This is a genomic window from Companilactobacillus ginsenosidimutans (assembly GCF_001050475.1).
Lineage (GTDB): Bacteria > Bacillota > Bacilli > Lactobacillales > Lactobacillaceae > Companilactobacillus > Companilactobacillus ginsenosidimutans.
Genome location: NZ_CP012034.1, coordinates 1,684,265 through 1,703,997, shown reverse-complemented (window position 1 = coordinate 1,703,997; position 19,733 = coordinate 1,684,265). Strand labels below are relative to the sequence as shown.

The window sequence follows — 19,733 nt, the reverse complement described above, 5'->3', positions numbered from 1 at the left end:
TCCTAATTCAAAATTGTTAATAATAATATCCAAAATTGAAACAAAAGTAGGTTTAAAACTATGTAAACTTGGCATGTGTCAATAGCGGAATAAAAATGCAGGTTTATAGCGGTTAAAAATGTAGGTTTTTAGCGGTTTTTATTTCTTGATTAAATCGTTGTTTCTAAGACGATATGATTTACCTGTAATCTTGATGATTTGTGCATGATGCACTAATCTATCAAGAATTGCCGAAGCAGTTACTGTATCTTGGAGAATATCCCCCCAACTAGACAAGCTGGCATTGCTAGTAATAATTGTAGAATGTCGTTCATATCTATTGTTGATGAGCTGAAAGAGTAAATTGGCTTCTTGCTTTTCAATTGGTAAGTAACCAAGTTCATCAATTATTAAAAGCTCATAATTTGAATATCTTCTTATTTGTCTATCCAAGGTTCCCTTGTCATAGGCTTTTTTTAGTTTCAACAAGAGGTCATTACAATTGATGAATAAAGTTCTTATATCCTGTCTACATGCAGATACCCCAATGGCAGTTGCTAGATGAGTTTTCCCAACACCCGGAGAACCGAGAAATATCAAATTATCATGTCGCTCCATGAAGCCCATATTTTGAAACTCTCTAATTTGAACTTCATTGATGCTTGTTTGAAATCCAAAATCAAATTCTTCAATGGACTTTTTGACGGGAAAACGTGCTTTCTTGATAATCGAATCGATATGCTTTCTTTCATTGGCATGTATCTCTTCGTCAGTTAGCTTCAATAGTGATTCTGTTAGTGGTACAGTTTTATGGCCAGTTTCATCGAGGTACTCTGGCAGGTAGTTACACATATTGTTCAAACCAAGTTCTTGTAGATTATTCATTAATTCATGGTAGTTATCGCGCATTGTTGTTACCTCCAAATTCAATTGCATCATATTGAACCAAGTTATTCTCGATGTAGTTTCTTATCTCATCTTCAGATTTGTTTTTCTTAAGGTCAGATTGAAGAATCTCAATTGTATCTTCTTGTGTATAGTTGAATTTGTTTGAGGTTATCAAGTGCGATTTTATTAATGCTCCGTTATAATATATTTGTAATTGATCCCCATTATCGGATAAGCGAACTTCGACTGTCTTACCGATATATTGGGTGCTAACGGAATACTTACATTTACGAAATTGGACCATTGATTCAGAAGATACGATACGGGTAATATCGTCTTCGAAGTATGGATTAAGTAGGTCTGATGGTAGTTTATGTAAGTATTCTTTTTCTTTGTCATTCCATAGATCTATCGGTTTAATATCTGTCGCTTGTGAGATGTCATTGTTCAAACTATTCATAGTTTCATCAACTAACTTGATAACGTCATCATCAGTTTCAAACTCATAATTAAAAGCACGTAATCTCTCAGTTGTTCTAGCTAGTGCCTCGACACATCCTTTAGTTTGAGGTCTGAATGGTCGACAAGCAATTGGCTTGAAGCCTGCGTCTTTGGTAAAAGCAAGAAATCTAGAATTGAAGATGGTTTTATGATACTGACTCTTAGAATGGTCCACAACAATCTTCATATTGTCGAACCATATTTCTTTTGGAATGCCTCCAGTGTATTTAAAAGCTTCATTAAGACATTCGAACAAAGTATCCTGATTACGTTCAAAAGTGAGCGTCATGAATTTCATCTTTGAGAAGGGAAGAACATATAGAAAGATATTAAACTTGTGTGGCTTTCCAAATTTATCATAGAGAACCATATTTTCTTTCCAATCAACCTGAGCGGATAATGCAGGGGAATGTGTCACACGAATCGTGGCTTTCTTTGATCTCTTCCTTTTGAAGTCATGACAATAATCCTTAACCAAAGTGTATTTACCGGGATAACCTTGAGTTTGTATAAATTTGAAGATTGCCATCGCACTACATCCAAGTTCTAATTTGTCATCAATTATTGCAGTGTATGGATCTAACTTACTTTTTCGCTTCTTTACCATTTTGTTTGGTGGATTAGAAGCCTCGAGGTAAGCTTTTTTTATTGTTCGATAATCGGCATTGTAAGTACGGCCTAAAGCAGTGAAGTTAGGTTTAATATTTTCATTCACGTAGAACTCCATCCTTTCGCGAATATCATTTCTCATCAAATTGACCTCCAGGATCTTGATAAGAAAATGATACTAAAAAATGTAGGTAAACCGACAGTTTTAAACCGGCGATTACCTACATTTTATTACCGCTATTAACATTTGGTGGATTTGAGACTTTTTAAATGATTCCAAATTTTTTTCTAATTCAATAATTTTGGTATTAGTTTTCGAAAGTTGGTTTGATAGTTCATTCAGCTTCGAATTCATATAATGTAATTTTCCCTTATTTCTAAACATTGATATACATTTCCTCTATTCTTATTTCTAAACATTGATATACATTTCCTCTATTCTTAATAATAAACGTTTCATGGATAATTAAAAAATAAATATAATCATACGAATTTACAGTTCTAATTATACTTTTCTTTTTCAACAATAAGCCAAAGATTTTATATTTATGATTTTTTTGCTCGTTTTCTGGATAATTAAATGTTCTGATCATGTGTTTATGTAACTTATGAAAAATAAACAGAAGTTATTCCACTTAGGTTATATATCCAATTTACAGGTGAACTTTCAAATAATATCGATCTGGATAAATGTTCATATATGACGTAGTTACATCATATTTTATTGTACAATTTAATTATAATATTGAAATTGGGGGATCTTGGGTTATGATCAATAAATTTCAAAGGGTTATTAGTTGGATTATCTTAATTTGTGTTGCCATCTTTACGACTTTAGTTTTTTTCCAAATGTGGCATAACTTATTCAAGAATTACTTCAAGTTTGAGCCTCAAAATTATGTTACTTTTCTGGTAGTTGGTTTCGTATTAGTTGTGGCTGCCGGAGTCATACTTTATATGATTAGGGACGATATCGTTGCTGTTAATCGTGGAGTCTTGATTATCCTGCTAATTGTGTTCGCTATTATTGCTATAGTTTGGGTCAAGTCAGTACCACAAACTCAAATTAGTGACTTTGGTAACTTCTGGAATCGTGCACCTGATGCATTGCATGGCAAACCAATTTATGCATTTGATAATGATTACTTTGCTAAATGGGCATATCAAACTGGATTCTTAGTTTATGTAATGGCAGTAATAAAAATATTTGGATATCACGTTGTTGCTATTCAATATTTAAATATTCTATACCAAGTATTAATTTTGTTAGTTTCATATAAATTGGTAGTAAAAATATTTGATAACATCAAAATGGCACGTATAACGGTGTTATTGTTGATGGTGAATCTCGATTGGTTTGCATTGAACTCTCAAGCGGACAATCAATATATAGGCTCCTTATTATTTTTGACTACATTTTTATTGATTCTCCAAGATAAATACTGGGCATACGCATTGAGTGGCCTGACGTTAGCACTTGGAGCGATTGTCCGTCCAATTGGTCCGGTTATTATCGCCGGAATTGTGGTCTTTGGGATCTTCTACGTGATGTTTAAAAATAATAAATTTCATTTGGATGCTATTTGGAAGTTTCTCATTGTGTTGGCAATTTACTTTGCAATATTTTCCGGGGCTGGAATGTTGATTAAATCATCTGGATTGAATCAATATGGTTTATCTAATCGTGATTCTGAGTGGAAATTTGTTACAGGATTAGACTATGGATCCAATGGTACATATGATCAGAAACTGGTTAATAAGTTTGACTTGACCGAAAGTCGGGCCAAGATGAGTAAGCAAGAACATAAAGTCATCAATCAACATGTTGGATTTATTAAGCAGGATCATCGATGGTTCCATCTCTTCTACCAGAAACTATCAATACTTTGGGCAGAAAGGTCTTCAGGAATTGACTTCACAAGTATTGAAACCAATCATTCTCAAGATACTGTCAGCACAATGCGGTACGTAGGGTATATTGGCTCAGTCATAACAATAATTTTCTCATGGATAGGTTCTTTGAGGCTATTTAAGTTTGAGTTCAAAAATGGGCTTTTCTTACTACTATTACCATTAATGGCTTTCGTAGTTATTCAATTAGTAATAGAAGTGCAAGGAAGATACAGAATTGAATTTATTCCAGTTTTAGCAATGTTAGGTGGAACTGGGGTGGTAGCAATTTTTGATTGGTTTAGCTCCAAAGTAAAACATAAAACAGTTAATAGAATTTAATGCTATCGCAGTTACGTGATACGATATTTAAAGAGATGATTTTGAATTCAGATTGTATGATGATAGAACAGGGTTTCCAATAGTTGTCAATAGGACGACAGTTGGGGACTTTTTTATTTAATGCATTGTTTTTGTAGATTGCAAATTTTGAATGATTATTAAATTTAATATTTATATTAAATTAAAATGTGTAAATAATATTGAAACTAGTTTAGGGCTTAGATCTAATTGTTTGTCCTAGAAATGGGGATTTCGATTTGTTTATCATATAAAAATATACATTTTACATTAAAATATTTTTTCGGAAAATTAGCGCCATCTAATTACAAACTAATAATAGAGAAAATGATCATAAAATTTAACTGTTAAAATCCATAGTCTATTGCTAATCTATTGTTGTCTCATACAAGTAAGCTTGATTGAGTGAGACAGAACCAAAAAATAGATCGCAAGGGGATTAGAAATTATGTCAATTAAGAATGTGATTGTTTCCAGTGTTGCACTATTAGGATTAGGATTTGCTCCAGCTATTGGTTCAATTGCAAGTGCAGCTACTACAGTTGCACAAGCAGATACAGTAGAAACAACGACTGTAAATAGAAATGGTTTACAAAGAAGAGTCAACATGCCAGGTGTTGTTAAAGTCTGGAGTGGTTCTCTTACTAAAGGCTACGATAAGAATGGAAATGTTCTAGCAGATGGTCCATGGTACCAAGGTAGCTACAAGACTGACTTTGCAGTGTTTGCACAAGGTCATCTATTTTTTAGAGTAAGTACAGATGCTTATCTAAAAGATGATGATGTCCAGTTCACACCATCAGTTTAAGATAATTATTCAAATTGATACTAAATTAGCCTCATAACCTATTTATATTGGTTATGAGGCTTTATTAATCCAAATTAATTTCGAAGATTATGAGATGAGGGCTTATGAAAAAGAAAGCAATCAGAAATTCTAATATTGAATTTTTGAGAATGTTTAGTATGTTATTGATAACATTGCATCATTTCAGTTTGTGGGGACAAGGTGATAGAGCAGATAAATTAATTACGAATGGTCATTTAATTGACGCCTTTAAATCACTGATCTATTTACCATTGGGAGATATTGGTGTATATATATTTGTAATGATTACGGGATTTTATCTTGGAAACAAGATAGTTACTAATGGTCAGTCTTTACGGAAATCTGTGAATATATATGGTCAGCTATATTTCTATAGTGTGATATTCTTATTTATTGGACTGAGTTATCATCTTCCACTAGATAATTTTCCAAATCTGAGGGATCCACTTATGCCATTTAACCACGTCCCTAATATATTGATGTCAGTATTCCCAATTGTGTTTAATCATTATTGGTTTGTAACAGCGTTTGTATTATTAATGTTGATCGTTCCGTATTTAAATATAGTGTTAAACAGAATTGATAAGAGACAAATTCAAATTTTATTGTTCATTTCAATTGTAAGTACAAGTATCTTTCCGCTTTTAAATAATAACGTTGCATCCGAGTCTGTCGGTTTAGGTGTCGTTGTGACTGCGTATATCATTGGAATGTATATCAAAAAGTTTTGTTCACTGGGAAAAAGTAGTTTCGGTATCGGCATGCTATTCGCAATAATAAATATTATCCTAATTTATGTGATAACTTACTATGATATTACGATACTCAAGTATAGATATATAAGAATATATACAGGTTTCTTTGCACTTATGTCCGCGGTAGGGATCTTCCTAATATTTGTAAGCTTGAAACCGAGATTTAACTTTATTCTTAATAAGCTAGCAAAGCATATATTCGCAGTTTACTTAATCACTGAGAATATTTTTGTAATCAAACCGCTGTGGAAAATGTTTTCTTTTAATAACATTACTGATTTGATTAAAGTAAATGTTTTCGGATTAATTGCCGTTTTAGCTATAATGCTATGTGCTTGTTGTATTGATATAATTAGAAGCCAAATATTTAGGATGCTTAGCAGTTTAGTAACTGTAACAAAACAAGGTATTATTTTGTTTAAAGCATATGTGATGAGTAACAACAAAAAAGTTTAGAGTCACATATAGAAGCTGTGAATTCATGGTGGTGTTACATTCAAATAATCCAGGTGATCGGTGTCAAAATTGATTACCTGGATTTTTTATTTTAAAAATCCTCACAAAAGACGAACACAATTAAACTTATTATTCTAAATAACATTCATAAGCAGACAAAAACGAACACATGTTTTACAATGTTTAGAGTGATTAATCGGAAAAGGGGTGTTTAGATGGCTACGAGAATTGGGATTCGTCAGTTAGTTGAATTTGTCCTGCGTTCTGGTAATTTGGACGAGTCCAAGGATAGCCAAAACACTGCTTTGATGGGCGCTCAGATTCACCGTAGACTTCAAAAGGAGCGTTCTGCTGATTACGAAAGTGAAGTTTACTTGAAAAAAGTTGTGCCGATGAATGACGAGGATTACGTCATTTCTGGACGTGCCGATGGAATTGAAATGACTGACGATTCAGCGTTGATTGAAGAAATCAAAACGTCTGATCAGAAATATGAAGACTTGTCTGACAACACCCTGGAGCTTTATTGGGGTCAAGTTCAGGTCTATGGATATTTGTTGCTGGATGAGCATCCGGAACTTGATGAAGTGACACTTCAACTGACATACTTTCAAGTCAACGAAAACAAGACAACAACCGATCAAGAAGTATTTAAACGTGAAGACTTAAATGAGTTTTTTCAGAAATTAATCGACGAGTATGAATATTGGCTCAAGTTACGCTCCGACATGAGGAAAACTCGAAATGAATCAATAACAGATTTGCCATTTCCGTTTCCTGAATTTAGAACTGGTCAACATGAGATGGCAGCAGCTGTTTATAAAACTATTTGCTTGAAGACACGTCTATTTGTCGAGGCACCCACTGGGACTGGAAAGACTATTTCAACACTGTTTCCTGCTATTAAGGCAATGGGTGAGGATAAAATTCAGCGGCTGTTTTATTTGACGGCCAAGCAGAGTACTCGCCATGTCGCTGAAGAAGCTATCGATTTGATGAGTAATGATGGTTTGAAATTAAAGAGCATTACGTTGACCGCCAAAGAGCAGATTAGATTTCCCGAAGAGAAAGATGTTCTACCGGATAAGAATCCCTTTATGATTGGCTACTATGACCGATTGAAGCCGGCTTTGAAGGATATTTTGCAACATGAAACTAGTATTACCCGCAGTGTAATCGAATATTATGCACGCAAACATACGATTGATCCATTTGAATTTTCACTGGATACTTCGCTTTTTTGTGATGTCATCATTTGTGACTACAATTATTTATTTGATCCACTAGTCTTTTTGCAACGATTCTTCACCGAAAAGGATCCCGATAACTTCTTCTTAATCGATGAAGTTCACAACCTAGTCAGTCGTTCGCGTGATATGTATTCCGTTGAAGTCTCGAACGAACGGATTCCCAGTTTACTTAAAGAAGCAGCTGCCCAGAAGAAGGGTACTAAAAAACTTCAAAATCAGCTGGAAAAAGTTCAGAAGACCTTCGATGATATCCGGGCGACAGTCGAAATTTTGAAAAAGGACGACTTGGTGACTGCAGATGTACCGGTTAATTTGATGAAAACTATGAACAAATTCGCCGAGTTCATGACCGATTGGATGAAGGAAAAGGAGCCGTCCGACTTTCTCGACCACATGCGGGACTTCTTCTTCGACTGTTTTACTTTCGTGAAGATTTTTGGGTTTTACGATGATACGTATAAAACGAGAATTGTGATTGATGGGGATAAGGTGTCAGTTAAGCAAATTTGTTTGGACACGAGCTATTTCTTGGACCAATCGATGAAGCTGGGATCGGGTGCGATTTTGTTTTCCGCAACATTGTCGCCGATGGATTACTATCAAAATGTTTTGGGCGGAGTTGAGAATAGTTTGCCCTATCAATTGCCCTCACCATTTCCAGCCCAAAACCAAGACATTTTAGTAACGCAATATATTTCAACGACATATTATCAGCGAGCTGCCAACCAACCTAAAATTGTCGATAGTTTGTATACGATGGCTTCAAAAAAGAAGGGTAATTATCTGTTTTTCTTTCCATCATATGGCTACTTACGACAAATAAAGGATGCCTTCGAACAGAATCATCCTGATGTTAAGACGGTTGAACAGTCCAGTGCGATGGATGCTAAGGCACGAACAGAGTTTCTCGACCAATTTATCGAAGATCCAGATGAGACACTAGTCGGATTTTGTGTATTGGGTGGTATTTTCTCTGAAGGCATTGATCTCAGAGGTGACCGATTGATTGGTGTTGCAATTGTCAGCGTTGGGTTGCCGGGATTGAGTCCAGAAAACAACCTCATTCGTGACTATTACGATGGCGAGAATGGCCAAGGTTTCGCCTATGCTTACCAGTTGCCAGGGATGAACAATGTCTTGCAAGCTGCCGGACGACTAATTCGCAGTAGCACCGATGTTGGTGTGATTTTACTACTCGATCAAAGATTCGCCAGTCAGCGCTACGTCAACTTATTCCCGCCACACTGGAACGGATACAAACGAGTTAGCACTGTACAAAATTTATCAAATGAGATCGACAATTTTTGGAAAGGACAAAGGTAGTCGGCTGATGAAAACTAAACTGACGAAAAATCTAGAAAGTACGCTCTATCAATATTGCTACGAGCAGGGCGCTTATGTGGTTGAAGAGGTCTCGATGCCTGACAAGAAGGGGATTGTCGACACGCTGAGCTACCAGATGCTGCCGAGCGGTTCGGTGGAGTGGCGTTGTTATGAGCTGAAGGTGACCAAGTCCGACTTTCATTCGAAGGCGAAGCTGTCGTTCATTGGGAATTACAACTACTTCGTGCTTCCGCAAAAATTATTCGTTGAGGTGGAGGCAGAAATCCCGTCGCATATTGGAGTCCTGATTTATCGCGAATTCGATAAGAAGGCTATGGACCTAGCTCCTCAAACTTTGCGTGCGCCGGGATTTTTGACGGTGGCTAAAAAGGTCCAGTACCAGGATTTGCAAGTGGATGAGGAACAGCTAACTGGTCATTTTGTGGCGTCATTATTCCGTGAGGTCGACAAGGCTAAGCGGGTTGAGAAAGGCCTGCAACTTTATTCTGACGACAAGTTGTTCAAGGAACTAAAGAAACGTGCCAAGAAAGGTTACGATGTCTACAAGCCGGACCACAATTTATATGATCAATTTCTTGATGATACTCAAAGTGATGCTGTTGATGCGTTGCAGGAAGAATTGGATGCTAGAAACGCGGAATATCAGGAGTTGAAGCTGAAATATGATGCGCTGAACCAGCCAAATTTGGAGGGTAAAGTATGACCTACTATCCTTATTTGCGTGGCCGGATGTATGACTTATTGGCACTAAAAGAATCAGTCGAATTCGGTGACTTAGGGCCAGATATTGTTCCAATAATTGAGCCAGTCCGTGATTCAAAAGAGTTGCAACAGACGGTTGATGTTCTGATTGAACACAAACAACCATTCAGTGTAATCGCCAACCCACAGGTCAGTGTGTATGGTCTGAATGACACGAAGCTATATCCATTACCTGATTTGACAGAAGTTCCATTTTTCCATCCAGCAGCTATATTGGCGCCGGACTTCAGTAGTGATTTCTTACAAACATCGTCGGATCAGACTGCTTTGTTGGTGGCTAAAAATTACCAGATTCTAAAAGCATATGAGAAAACTAGAATTCTGAAAAAGGTCAGTGGCATCTTAATTCCTGAGGAAGCCAGAATTCACCAGATAGTCGGTGATAAGTCAATCTCATTGACCGACCCACTGACATTTGTTCCTCATGTAGAAGATTACGCCGACATTGAAGATGAATTCTTCGAAAGTGCCAATTGGTATCAACAAAATGACAATTACCAAGGATTTGGCGACTATTCAATGGTCGGCAGCTACTATTTTGATAAGGGTATGCCATCAAGAGCGATAGCCCTGCACATAATATACGCTGCAGAAAATGGCACTCTAAGAATTCACCACTTCGTTTCAGATAGCAACGAAAGAATGAGCGGACAGAAGGATAAATTTTTTGAAGCAATAAATAAACTAGCAGTTTGGGCACCAGAAAATATTCGAGGACTGAACGATACACCAGCACTGAGGGAACTAGTCGGATACGCCAAGCAAGACAAGTTTCCCGGACTAGGAATAGTTAAAAAATTATCCATGCGTCATCACTTTCAGTTGATGCATCGATTGTTTGAACTTAAAAAACATAAAGTGTGAGATGTTTAATTCTCGCACTTTATGCTTTTTTGACAAATTCATTTTTAACTTCGCTCATGCTGACTGTTTGCATATCATCTTCGAGATACTTCTTATGTGAGATTTTCCCCACGTGCAAATCATAAGCATCTTCTAATTGATCAAACGAATATTTAAGAACTAAATCTGATAAAGATATGTTATAAAGTTTTGCCATATACTCCAGCCATTCTTTTTCATTGCTAGAAACCTGAACTTTTATACTAGCCATTACTTTATCCACCTGAACATCATTGTACTTTCGAAACTAGACACATACAATCACAAAAAAACTCAGCCTCTCGGCTGAGCCATGTCTCTATTATTTACCTGGGTGAACCCACTTTTGATCCAAAGGAGCGTGACCGTTAGGTTGAGGTCTAACAGCTTGGTTTAGAGTATCGTGAAAATCATTAGCAAAGTTATTCATAAGTAAAATCCTTCTTTTCGTTAGTTTATTTAATTTATCGTTAGTACTATTTACCCGGGTGAATAAGTTTTTGGTCCAAAGGAGCTTGGCCGTTTGGCTGTGGCTTAACAGCCTGGTTAAATGTGTCGTGGAAATCATTTGCAAAATTGTTCATAGTAAATATCCTTCTTTTTTATTATTTTTTGTGATGCATTGCTTATTTTGTGTGGAAAGGTTGAATCTTTTGATCGATAGGAGCGTGACCATTAGGTTGTGGTTTAACTGCTTGGTTTAAAGCGTCGTGGAATTGGTTTGGAAAGTTATTCATAATTAAAATCCTTCTTTTCATTTATTATTTTGTTTGATTCAGATATCTCGATATCTAATTAATGTAATGGGCGTTGAAGTTTTTGGTCGATAGGAGCATGACCGTTAGGTTGTGGCTTAATAGCTTGGTTTAAAGTATCGTGAAAATCATTTGCGAAATTATTCATAGTTGAAATCCTTCTTTTATATTATTTTTAGTTTTTTAAAAATTTTGATTCTTTAATTAGTGCGATTGATGCAGAAGTATATGATTTAGATGACTCTGCATTCGAATTAGTTGTAGTTGAATTTTGTTTCATAATCGATATTCTTCTTTCTCTATTTATAGTTTTTATTAATAAGTTTAAGTTTTAATTTGGTGTTACTTTTGAATGTTTCGGAACAATGGTTCAATAGCTTGTTCAGCTTTACCATTGTGTGAAACAGCTGTGTTTAAAGCTCTGTGAAAATCGTTTGAGAAGTTGTTCATGTAATTACCAACCTCCTTTCTATGTCTTACATTATTGCAACGGGAGCTTTATTGGAGCTTAAAATTGTGTAGTCAATTTATGAAGATGATGTGAATAATTATGACGGGAGTATTGTTCCTTGATATACTCGAATTGGGATATATATATATATAGGAGGAAATACCAATATGAGAAAATTGACGATAGCATTAATTGCTACACTAGCTTTGATTTCAGCCGGAGGATCCACAGTGAGTGCAGAGACAACAACAATAAATGATAAAATGTCACCAGATTATACAGAAATCGTTCCTTACGATTCGAAACTTCCCGTGCCAAATTATGCAGGAATCAGCACAGTCTATACAAAAGATAAGTTAACAACAATTTATGACTCAAACGGTAAGCCATATGAATCTCTACATTTGGCACCAAAAACAGCCTGGCATACCGATAAAATTTTTACCCAAAATTCAAATAGCAGTAATTCATCAGATTTTGCCCAATATTATCGAGTTTCGACAAACGGATTCGTAAAAGACAGTGATATAACCATCGTCAATCCAGATGGCACATCAGTCTTAAAAATGGACGAGTATGGCTCAGGTGAAGCTTACAACAACTTTATATGGGGAAGTGGAAGAAATCATAATATGGTTCCACTAGCAGCAGGAACAACCTGGAAAATAATCAACGTAGTTCCAATAAATTACAGCATTCGTTGGGATACTCGCGATTTCAAACGAACAGATTATTTACTCCAAATAGGAAATAATGTTTACTACTCAGTCCTACAAAGTTCCGGTAAATTTACAATAGAATAAAAAAAGAGCCGATCCATAAGGACCAGCTCGTACCTGGGGTAGGTATACAAATGAAATACTTAATTAAGGTTACTAAAATCGATTAGAAACGTGTGACGTTATCAAACAATTGACCAACAGCGTTAACGTCGTTAGCGGCTGTATGGATACCAGTTGAAACACCTGCACGTAATGAGTTTAAAATAATCATACTGATTTGTTCCTCCTTCTTTTGAACAAGTTCATTATGCATTTGGAATCATAAAATTAGCTTAAAAAGGATAATGAAATGTAAAAAAAGGCGTAACTTCAATTTTGAAGTTACGCCTTCATCTTTATTATCATTTAATTACAGTAATTTGGGAAATAGCAGTGAACCGTCACCACCCACCAAAAAATTATGATTGTACTATCTAGTCCGTAGGTCTGGTTCTTTGGGGCCAAAGCCGTGAATTTATTGTTGACGAGCCAAAGGGCTCGTTTACAATAAGCTCGCTTCTGGATACCGCACTATGGATTCAGAACGAGCCACAGCGTCCACGGCCCCAAAGAACCAGACCGGAGGACGGCAGTTACGCTCAAACTAAACTACTTACGCCCAATATCATAATCATCATCTTTCATAGCTTCAACCTTACCCATCAAATAACCATTACCAACCTGTGAAAAGAAGTCATGGTTAGAAGTACCAGTAGAAATACCATTCATAACAATAGGGTTAACATCTTCAGCGTTACCATCTGGGAACAATGGACTTTGTCCAAGGTTCATTAGAGCCTTGTTAGCATTGTATCTAAGGAATACCATAACGTCGTCTGTCCAGCCGATATCGTCATATAAAGTGTGAGTATATTTTTCTTCATTGTCATATAACTTGTACAACAAGTCATACATCCAATCTTGCATCTTGCTTTGTTCTTCTTCTGAAAGTTCGTTGAAACCTAATTGGAATTTGTATCCAATATAAGTACCGTGGACTGATTCGTCACGGATGATCAACTTGATGATTTCAGCAACGTTAGCAAGTTTATTGTTACCTAAGTAATAAAGTGGTGTGTAAAAACCTGAATAGAACAAGAATGTCTCCAAGAATACACTGGCAACTTTTTTCTCTAAGCCAGTACCATTTTGGTAAATTTCATTGATGTATTCAGCTTTTTTCTGGAGGAATTCGTTGTGATCTGTCCAATCAAAAATCTCTTCAATTTCTTCAGCAGAGTTCAACGTACTGAAAATAGAAGAATAACTCTTAGCGTGAACAGATTCCATGAATTGAATATTGTTGAACACAGCTGTTTCAGCTTGGGTACGGATATCTTTTCTGATTTCTTCGATACCATCTTGTGATTGAAGGGTATCAAGCAAAGTTAGACCACCAAAAACGTGTCCTACCAAAGTATGTTCCGTATCACCCAAAGTACGCCAGTCATCAATATCGTTTGATAATGGAATACGAGTATCTAGCCAAAATTGGGAAGTAAGCTTTTCCCATGTAGCTTTATCAACTTGGTCTTCAATTTGATTCCAATTGATGGCCTTATAATATGTATCAACCATGTCAGTTCTCCTCTATATAACTTTTCAAAAATATATTTTACCTTAAATTGAGCAGCTTTCGCACTCGTTACTACCGATTTCGTCATTATTTTCTGTAAATGTTCTTACATAGTATAGCGATTTAATGCCTTGGTAGTATGCATAGTTACGCAAAATGCTTAAATCACGTGTAGTTTGTTTAGTGTCAGTCTTCCATTCGTATAATCCTTCAGGAATTTCTGAACGCATGAATAATGTCAAACTCATACCTTGGTCAACATGCTTTTGCGCTGCAGCATAGATATCGATAACTTTACGCATATCGGTATCATAAGCTGACTTGTAGTATGAAATTGTGTCATTACTTAGTAGGGGAGCTGGGAAGTACAACTTACCGTTTTTCTTCTCTTGACGTTCCTCAACTAGACGTGTGATTGGTTGCAAACTAGCACTTGTGTTGTTTACATAAGAAATTGAACCTGTTGGTGCAACAGCCAAACGGTATTCGTTGTAAAGACCGTATTGTTGAACGTTCTTCTTCAATTCTTCCCAATCAGCTTTTGTAGGGATGTGGATATTAGCAAATAATTCTTGAACGTGGTCTAGTTTTGGAGCAAAGTCCTCGTTTAGATATTTGTCGAAGTATGATCCGCTAGCGTAGTCAGATTTTTCGAAGTTGTAGAATGTTTCTCCACGATCCTTAGCGATTTGGTTACTTTCAAACAATGTCCAGTAGTTTAGAAGTAAGAAGTAAACACCAGTGAATTCAATTGATTCTGGTGAACCATATTCGATATGGTTCTTAGCTAAGAATGTGTGAAGTCCCATGGCACCTAAACCAACTGAGTGGCTTAACTTGTTACCATGTGCAACTGAAGGAACGGCTACGATGTTTGAAGCGTCAGAAACATATGTTAGTGCGCGCATCATTGAACGAACTGACTTACCAAAGTCAGGACTTTGCATCATATTCAAAATGTTTGTTGAACCTAGGTTACAGCTGACATCTGTTCCCATTTTGACGTATTCTTGGGCATCGTTAATTTCAGATGGAATTTGTACTTGTTGAATTTCAGTACACAAGTTACTCATGATGATTTTTCCATCAATAGGGTTGGCACGGTTAACTGTGTCGATGTTTAAGACATAAGGATAACCTGATTCTTGTTGTAATTTACTAATTTCGTCTTCAAGTTCACGGGCATCAATCTTGTATTTCTTGATACGATCATCAGCAACCATGTTGTCATATTCTTTTGTAATATCGATATATGAGAATGGCTTGCCATAAACTCTTTCAACTGAATAAGGGCTGAATAAGTACATTGGCTTGTCTTCACGAACTAGTTCGTAATACTTATCAGGCACAATGACACCAAGTGACAAAGTCTTAACACGAACTTTTTCATCAGCGTTTTCTTTCTTAGCCGAAAGGAAGTCGATGATATCTGGGTGGAAGACGTTCAAATAAACGGCACCGGCACCTTGACGTTGACCTAATTGGTTACTGTAACTGAAACTATCCTCGAGTAACTTCATAACTGGAAGTACACCTGAAGATGAGTTTTCAACACCCTTAATAGGTGAGCCAGATTCACGTAGGTTTGATAGTGTAATACCAACACCACCACCGATACGTGACAATTGGAGGGCACTATTAACTGTGCGTCCAATACTGTTCATGTCATCTGTGACTTGTAATAGGAAGCAAGAGACATATTCACCACGACGTTTTCTACCAGCATTCAAAAATGAAGGTGTAGCTGGTTGATAACGTTGGGCGATCATTTCTGTACACAATGACTTGGCCAAATCTTGGTCGCTATGTGCGAATAAAAGTGCGTTAAAAAGAATTCTCATTTCATAGTTTTCAAGATACAAGTCACCATCGTTAGTTTTGATAACGTATTGGTTGTAAAATTTGTATGCGGCCATGAATGATTTGAATTGGAAATGTTGATCCATCAAATAGTTATATAAGCCTTCGATAAAATCAAATGGGTATTGATCGATAACTTCTTTTTCGATGAATTGGTTATCAACAAGATAGTCAATGTGATCCTTAAATGAATCAAATTGTTTAGTATTAGGGTTAACATTTTCATTAAAAAAGGCCTTGATAGCATCTTGGTCTTTGTTTAATGGAATCTTGTCATCCACTGGAATATTAATTTCATTATTTAATTTGAAGTAACTTACATTAGTTACGTCTAAGTTATTTAGCCCCAACTTCATTCACTACTTTCTTAAAGTTTTCTACGTCTTTATCGGTTCCATTGAACTCGAATTCGAAGACGACTGGTACGTTTAATCCTTTAGCAATATCACGTGCTGTATGATTGTACAAAGTGTTAAAATTGCGATTTCCGCCGCCTGCTACGCCGACGCAATTTTCTGCATTGTCTTTGTATTGGAGAAAGTCGATTACAGAGTCCATCATATCATCGTCGTACGCAGGTACGATGAGAATAAACGACCGACCCATTTCGTGAAACGGGTCGGCGTCGTTGATCTGATATGCATCCAAGCCGGTTTTCTTAACGAAACGAACGGTTTGGCCTGTAATTGAATAAAATGCGATGTCTACCATCGTGTTAGCCAACTAAACCTTTTAGGCTATCTGGACGAAATCCGACGATTGGATCACTGTCAGCAGGCATAACTACAGGGACGCTTTGGTATCCTTGTTGTTTTAAGAAATCAAGATATTGTGGTTGTTGATTAATATTTCTTTCCTCAAATTTAACGTTATGTTCAGATAAGTATCTTTTTGTCATTTTGCATTGCATACAATTGTTTTTAGAATATACGATTACGTTGTTCATAGTGGTGGTCCCCTTTTAATAAATGTTTCAAAGACTAGTATAAAACAATTGGAATGAAATGTAACGACAAATATACTATATATTGTGGTCTACCTATATTTTCATACACTATAAGGTGTGCCAAAATGCGTGGGCTCGCCATTTATAGCACTATAAAAAAATTTCAATTTGGGTAATTGTATATGATTTCGTGTTAGAATTATCTTATCAATTATTAAGTTGAAAAATGAACAAATAACCGGTGGATTTGAGGAGAGAAAAATGAACGCATGGAACTTCATAGGTATACTCGCTTGGATTATTGTTATTGCTCTACTATTCCTTGTAGTATTCAACATTAGAAACAGACATTTGAGGATTTTAGTTATGAATAAGTCTAAAATCACATGGAAAACAATCTGTCTTGATGCACTCGAGATTTTAGTCGTCATCCTGGCAGTAATAGGGATGTTCTATGTCTCAATTTTTTCAAAAGTTGATTTGAACAACAAGGATGACATTACGGTGTCATACAAATTTGATCCAATGATTATTCAAACTACTTCTGACGGACAAGGTTACTACGTTAAAATCGACAAGAACAATTCGAACGCATCTACTAATGTTTATCAATATTGGTTGACGAATTCGCAATATACCGTTTCAAGTCGTGAGTCGACGATTTCAGACGCTACGTTGCCATTTAACGTTTCGGGAGTACATTTGAACTGGCCAATGAAGAAAATCAAGAAGATGGACCAGAAGTACCAATACGCATACGTTTTGACAGCTGAAGCTAAATATAAAAATAATTTCATTAATGGACTAGGATTACACGCCGGTAGATTTGCATCTGAGTACCGTGTCTTGCGTGTTCCAGCAACATCGTTCGTTAATGTAGAAAAATAGTGTTAATTGCTTGTCTTGTCCGGTAGTTTTTGTATAATACAAGACAACAACAGAAAAAGGGCTAAACCAATGTTGGTTTAGCCCTTTGAGTTTCAAAAAATTTTACTTTGCTTTTGACATTTTCTTGGCACTAACGACAATTTTGTTGTTAAGTTCCATCTTGTTTGGGTCATCCTTAGGATCGTTTTTAACGATTTCAACTAAAGCTGAGTGTTCATAAACCTTTTCAACTTTACCTTGGAACTCATAATCCATATCTTCTTCGACTTTGCAGTCGTATGTTTCGCCGATCTTAATATCTTCAATTTTCATAATTTAAACTCCTAGAGTTATTTACCTAACAGTCTAGTATCATAATATAGTAGAGGGAATTTTTCAAACTTAAAGCAATGGAGAGCCGTCATGGATAAAAAAGTTATTGTCATAACAGGTGCCAGCGGGACTGGTAAAACAACCATTAGTCGATATCTTGAGGACACATATAATATTCCACATGTAATTACACACACAACTAGACTGCCTCGTGATGGGGAAGTGAACGGCGTGGACTATTATTTTGAAACTCCTGAAAGTTTTGAGAAGAATCATTATTTGGAGCGAGTTGAATATAGTGGTAATAAGTATGGATCATCTGTCGAGGGTCTGGAAGAAACATGGAAGAAATCAGACATTGCTTCAATTGTGGTCGATACGAAAGGTGCAATTGCCTACCAGAAGAAATTTGGCGATGCTGCGATAATACTTTTTCTCAAAGCAGATCCTGAAGAAGTTGCTGACAGATTAGCTAAGCGCGGAGATGAGAAAGCCAGATTATTAAAGAGAATGGCTAGTGAAGAGAACCGTCGAGACTTCGAAATTCCTAAGGAATTATATGGAAATTATTATGAAATTGTTAACAAAGACATAAAAAAGACTAAAGATTACGTCAATCAAGTAATTAAATCAGTTAAATAAGAAAAAAATGCTCAATAATGCAATATCAAAAAACCTATGATATCAGCATTCTTGAGCATTTATTTTTTTGTAATACAAAGTGTAACATTCTTATACTACTCTTGTAACAGTTATGAAATATACGGAGTGTATAGTATTCCTCGTTGAGTGATAAAAATAATTTATGAAATTTAAACTTTAAAAAAAACACAAACCATTTTACGGGGGAAATTTAATTTTGAATACAATTAAGAAAAGTCTTGTTACATTTACAGCAGCTGCAGGATTAGCTGTTACAGGTTTTGGTGTTACAAACCTAACATCAAACGCTACACAATCAGTACAAGCTGCTACAATCGTTACTGAAAACGTTCCTTCAGTTGTACGTACAAACTCAGATGTTAAATTATACTCTGACGCATCAAACCAAGCTAAACTAGTTGGCCGTTCATTGGCTGCAGGTACAGACTGGGCTGTTGTTGGCGAAGCTAAAGACGACGCTGGTAACATCTGGTATGCCGTTGCTGGTAACGAATGGGTTAAGGGTGCTGAAGTTACAGCAGATCCTTCAGCTCAAGACGCAGCTACACAAGCACCAACAGCTACATCATCAGTTGAAAGCTTAATCAACACTGCAAAATCATTTATCGGTACACCTTATGTATGGGGTGGTAAGACACCAAGTGGTTTCGACTGCTCAGGTTTCACATCATACGTTTACTCACAAGCAACAGGTAAGAGCATTGGTTCATATACTGTAGCCCAAGAATCAGCTGGACAACACGAATCAGTTCAATCAGCACAAGCTGGAGACCTATTGTTCTGGGGTAACCAAGGTTCAACTTACCACGTAGGTATCTACTTAGGTAACAACCAATACATCGCTGCACCACAACCAGGTGAAAACGTTAAAGTAGCTAACATTTCAGGTTACTTCATGCCTTCATTCGCTGTACACGTACTATAATATAAAATTACACAACAAATTAAATACTACCCGTAAAGAGGTCACGTCGATAAGACGTGACCCTTTTTTTGTGATTAAGTTTTTTATACAT

The 19,733-nt window shown here is 36.2% G+C and carries 18 protein-coding genes; 10 read left to right on the top strand and 8 right to left on the bottom strand.

Translation table 11 applies throughout. The features are described from left to right. Positions 1–138: 138 nt before the first annotated feature. The gene (istB, locus tag ABM34_RS08720) at positions 139–888 is read right to left on the bottom strand and encodes an IS21-like element helper ATPase IstB (protein ID WP_048702648.1); all 750 of its coding nucleotides are present in this window, start codon (positions 886–888) and stop codon (positions 139–141) included. After that, positions 878–2,119, bottom strand: a complete 1,242-nt coding sequence (istA, locus tag ABM34_RS08715; RefSeq protein WP_048702647.1) for an IS21 family transposase — start codon at positions 2,117–2,119, stop codon at positions 878–880. The genes istB and istA overlap by 11 nt, the downstream gene beginning before the upstream one ends. A 626-nt stretch (positions 2,120–2,745) precedes the next feature. Between istA and ABM34_RS08710 the strand changes: the two genes are divergently transcribed. From ABM34_RS08710 to ABM34_RS08685, 6 genes are all read left to right on the top strand, one after another. Continuing rightward, complete coding sequence (locus ABM34_RS08710; RefSeq protein WP_048705051.1) at positions 2,746–4,209, top strand: hypothetical protein; 1,464 nt, start codon at positions 2,746–2,748, stop codon at positions 4,207–4,209. A 466-nt stretch (positions 4,210–4,675) separates the two neighbouring features. Continuing rightward, on the top strand, positions 4,676–5,035 hold the full coding sequence (locus tag ABM34_RS08705; RefSeq protein WP_048705049.1) for a hypothetical protein: 360 nt from the start codon (positions 4,676–4,678) through the stop codon (positions 5,033–5,035). 104 nt (positions 5,036–5,139) lie between these two features. Beyond that, positions 5,140–6,267 (top strand): acyltransferase family protein, encoded by a 1,128-nt coding sequence (locus ABM34_RS08700; RefSeq protein ID WP_048705047.1) that lies wholly within the window; start codon positions 5,140–5,142, stop codon positions 6,265–6,267. A gap of 215 nt (positions 6,268–6,482) precedes the next feature. Beyond that, positions 6,483–8,840, top strand: coding sequence for a helicase C-terminal domain-containing protein (locus tag ABM34_RS08695; RefSeq protein WP_048705045.1), 2,358 nt, complete (start codon positions 6,483–6,485; stop codon positions 8,838–8,840). A 7-nt stretch (positions 8,841–8,847) separates the two neighbouring features. After that, positions 8,848–9,564, top strand: a complete 717-nt coding sequence (locus ABM34_RS08690; RefSeq protein WP_048705042.1) for a hypothetical protein — start codon at positions 8,848–8,850, stop codon at positions 9,562–9,564. Next, complete coding sequence (locus tag ABM34_RS08685) at positions 9,561–10,487, top strand: sce7725 family protein (RefSeq protein WP_064505412.1); 927 nt, start codon at positions 9,561–9,563, stop codon at positions 10,485–10,487. The genes ABM34_RS08690 and ABM34_RS08685 overlap by 4 nt, the downstream gene beginning before the upstream one ends. 19 nt (positions 10,488–10,506) lie before the next feature. On the opposite strand, the gene relB is transcribed toward ABM34_RS08685, so the two are convergent. Continuing rightward, positions 10,507–10,737: a type II toxin-antitoxin system RelB family antitoxin gene (gene relB, locus ABM34_RS08680; protein ID WP_048705040.1), complete on the bottom strand. Its 231-nt coding sequence runs from the start codon at positions 10,735–10,737 to the stop codon at positions 10,507–10,509. Positions 10,738–11,878: 1,141 nt separating this feature from the next. On the opposite strand from relB, the gene ABM34_RS08675 reads away from it, so the two are divergent. Further along, on the top strand, positions 11,879–12,514 hold the full coding sequence (locus ABM34_RS08675; protein WP_048705038.1) for a hypothetical protein: 636 nt from the start codon (positions 11,879–11,881) through the stop codon (positions 12,512–12,514). 567 nt (positions 12,515–13,081) lie between these two features. On the opposite strand, the gene nrdF is transcribed toward ABM34_RS08675, so the two are convergent. From nrdF to nrdH, 4 genes are read right to left on the bottom strand one after another with little or no spacing between them, the layout of a single operon-like run. Beyond that, a complete protein-coding gene (gene nrdF / locus ABM34_RS08670; protein ID WP_048705037.1) occupies positions 13,082–14,050 on the bottom strand; it encodes a class 1b ribonucleoside-diphosphate reductase subunit beta in 969 nt (322 codons plus the stop codon). 42 nt (positions 14,051–14,092) lie between these two features. Then, complete coding sequence (nrdE, locus tag ABM34_RS08665) at positions 14,093–16,258, bottom strand: class 1b ribonucleoside-diphosphate reductase subunit alpha (RefSeq protein ID WP_048706490.1); 2,166 nt, start codon at positions 16,256–16,258, stop codon at positions 14,093–14,095. Next, positions 16,245–16,619 carry a class Ib ribonucleoside-diphosphate reductase assembly flavoprotein NrdI gene (gene nrdI, locus ABM34_RS08660; protein WP_048706489.1) on the bottom strand — a complete coding sequence of 125 codons (375 nt, stop codon included), beginning with the start codon at positions 16,617–16,619 and terminating at the stop codon, positions 16,245–16,247. Before nrdI ends, nrdE begins: the two co-directional genes overlap by 14 nt. Positions 16,620–16,623: 4 nt before the next feature. Further along, positions 16,624–16,854, bottom strand: a complete 231-nt coding sequence (nrdH, locus tag ABM34_RS08655; protein WP_048705036.1) for a glutaredoxin-like protein NrdH — start codon at positions 16,852–16,854, stop codon at positions 16,624–16,626. Between the two features lie 261 nt (positions 16,855–17,115). Between nrdH and ABM34_RS08650 the strand changes: the two genes are divergently transcribed. Next, positions 17,116–17,742: an LVIS_2131 family protein gene (locus ABM34_RS08650; RefSeq protein WP_048705035.1), complete on the top strand. Its 627-nt coding sequence runs from the start codon at positions 17,116–17,118 to the stop codon at positions 17,740–17,742. Between the two features lie 102 nt (positions 17,743–17,844). Here ABM34_RS08650 and ABM34_RS08645 read toward each other — a convergent pair whose 3' ends face one another. After that, positions 17,845–18,054 carry a DUF2187 domain-containing protein gene (locus tag ABM34_RS08645; protein ID WP_048705033.1) on the bottom strand — a complete coding sequence of 70 codons (210 nt, stop codon included), beginning with the start codon at positions 18,052–18,054 and terminating at the stop codon, positions 17,845–17,847. Positions 18,055–18,144: 90 nt separating this feature from the next. On the opposite strand from ABM34_RS08645, the gene ABM34_RS08640 reads away from it, so the two are divergent. Together ABM34_RS08640 and ABM34_RS08635 are read left to right on the top strand one after the other, a co-directional pair. After that, on the top strand, positions 18,145–18,696 hold the full coding sequence (locus ABM34_RS08640; protein ID WP_048705031.1) for a guanylate kinase: 552 nt from the start codon (positions 18,145–18,147) through the stop codon (positions 18,694–18,696). A 217-nt stretch (positions 18,697–18,913) separates the two neighbouring features. Then, positions 18,914–19,642 carry a C40 family peptidase gene (locus tag ABM34_RS08635; RefSeq protein WP_048705029.1) on the top strand — a complete coding sequence of 243 codons (729 nt, stop codon included), beginning with the start codon at positions 18,914–18,916 and terminating at the stop codon, positions 19,640–19,642. The last annotated feature ends 91 nt before the right edge of the window (positions 19,643–19,733 follow it).

Excerpts from the sequence above, each read along its gene's own strand:
- ABM34_RS08705 (WP_048705049.1), top strand. The coding sequence starts at position 4,676 with ATGTCAATTAAGAATGTGATTGTTTCCAGTGTTGCACTATTAGGATTA.
- ABM34_RS08675 (WP_048705038.1), top strand. The coding sequence starts at position 11,879 with ATGAGAAAATTGACGATAGCATTAATTGCTACACTAGCTTTGATTTCA.
- ABM34_RS08650 (WP_048705035.1), top strand. The coding sequence starts at position 17,116 with ATGAACGCATGGAACTTCATAGGTATACTCGCTTGGATTATTGTTATT.
- nrdI (WP_048706489.1), bottom strand. The coding sequence starts at position 16,619 with ATGGTAGACATCGCATTTTATTCAATTACAGGCCAAACCGTTCGTTTC.
- nrdH (WP_048705036.1), bottom strand. The coding sequence starts at position 16,854 with ATGAACAACGTAATCGTATATTCTAAAAACAATTGTATGCAATGCAAA.
- ABM34_RS08690 (WP_048705042.1), top strand. The coding sequence starts at position 8,848 with ATGAAAACTAAACTGACGAAAAATCTAGAAAGTACGCTCTATCAATAT.
- ABM34_RS08645 (WP_048705033.1), bottom strand. The coding sequence starts at position 18,054 with ATGAAAATTGAAGATATTAAGATCGGCGAAACATACGACTGCAAAGTC.
- ABM34_RS08700 (WP_048705047.1), top strand. The coding sequence starts at position 5,140 with ATGAAAAAGAAAGCAATCAGAAATTCTAATATTGAATTTTTGAGAATG.
- nrdF (WP_048705037.1), bottom strand. The coding sequence starts at position 14,050 with ATGGTTGATACATATTATAAGGCCATCAATTGGAATCAAATTGAAGAC.
- istB (WP_048702648.1), bottom strand. The coding sequence starts at position 888 with ATGCGCGATAACTACCATGAATTAATGAATAATCTACAAGAACTTGGT.
- ABM34_RS08640 (WP_048705031.1), top strand. The coding sequence starts at position 18,145 with ATGGATAAAAAAGTTATTGTCATAACAGGTGCCAGCGGGACTGGTAAA.
- ABM34_RS08685 (WP_064505412.1), top strand. The coding sequence starts at position 9,561 with ATGACCTACTATCCTTATTTGCGTGGCCGGATGTATGACTTATTGGCA.
- ABM34_RS08695 (WP_048705045.1), top strand. The coding sequence starts at position 6,483 with ATGGCTACGAGAATTGGGATTCGTCAGTTAGTTGAATTTGTCCTGCGT.
- relB (WP_048705040.1), bottom strand. The coding sequence starts at position 10,737 with ATGGCTAGTATAAAAGTTCAGGTTTCTAGCAATGAAAAAGAATGGCTG.
- istA (WP_048702647.1), bottom strand. The coding sequence starts at position 2,119 with ATGAGAAATGATATTCGCGAAAGGATGGAGTTCTACGTGAATGAAAAT.
- ABM34_RS08710 (WP_048705051.1), top strand. The coding sequence starts at position 2,746 with ATGATCAATAAATTTCAAAGGGTTATTAGTTGGATTATCTTAATTTGT.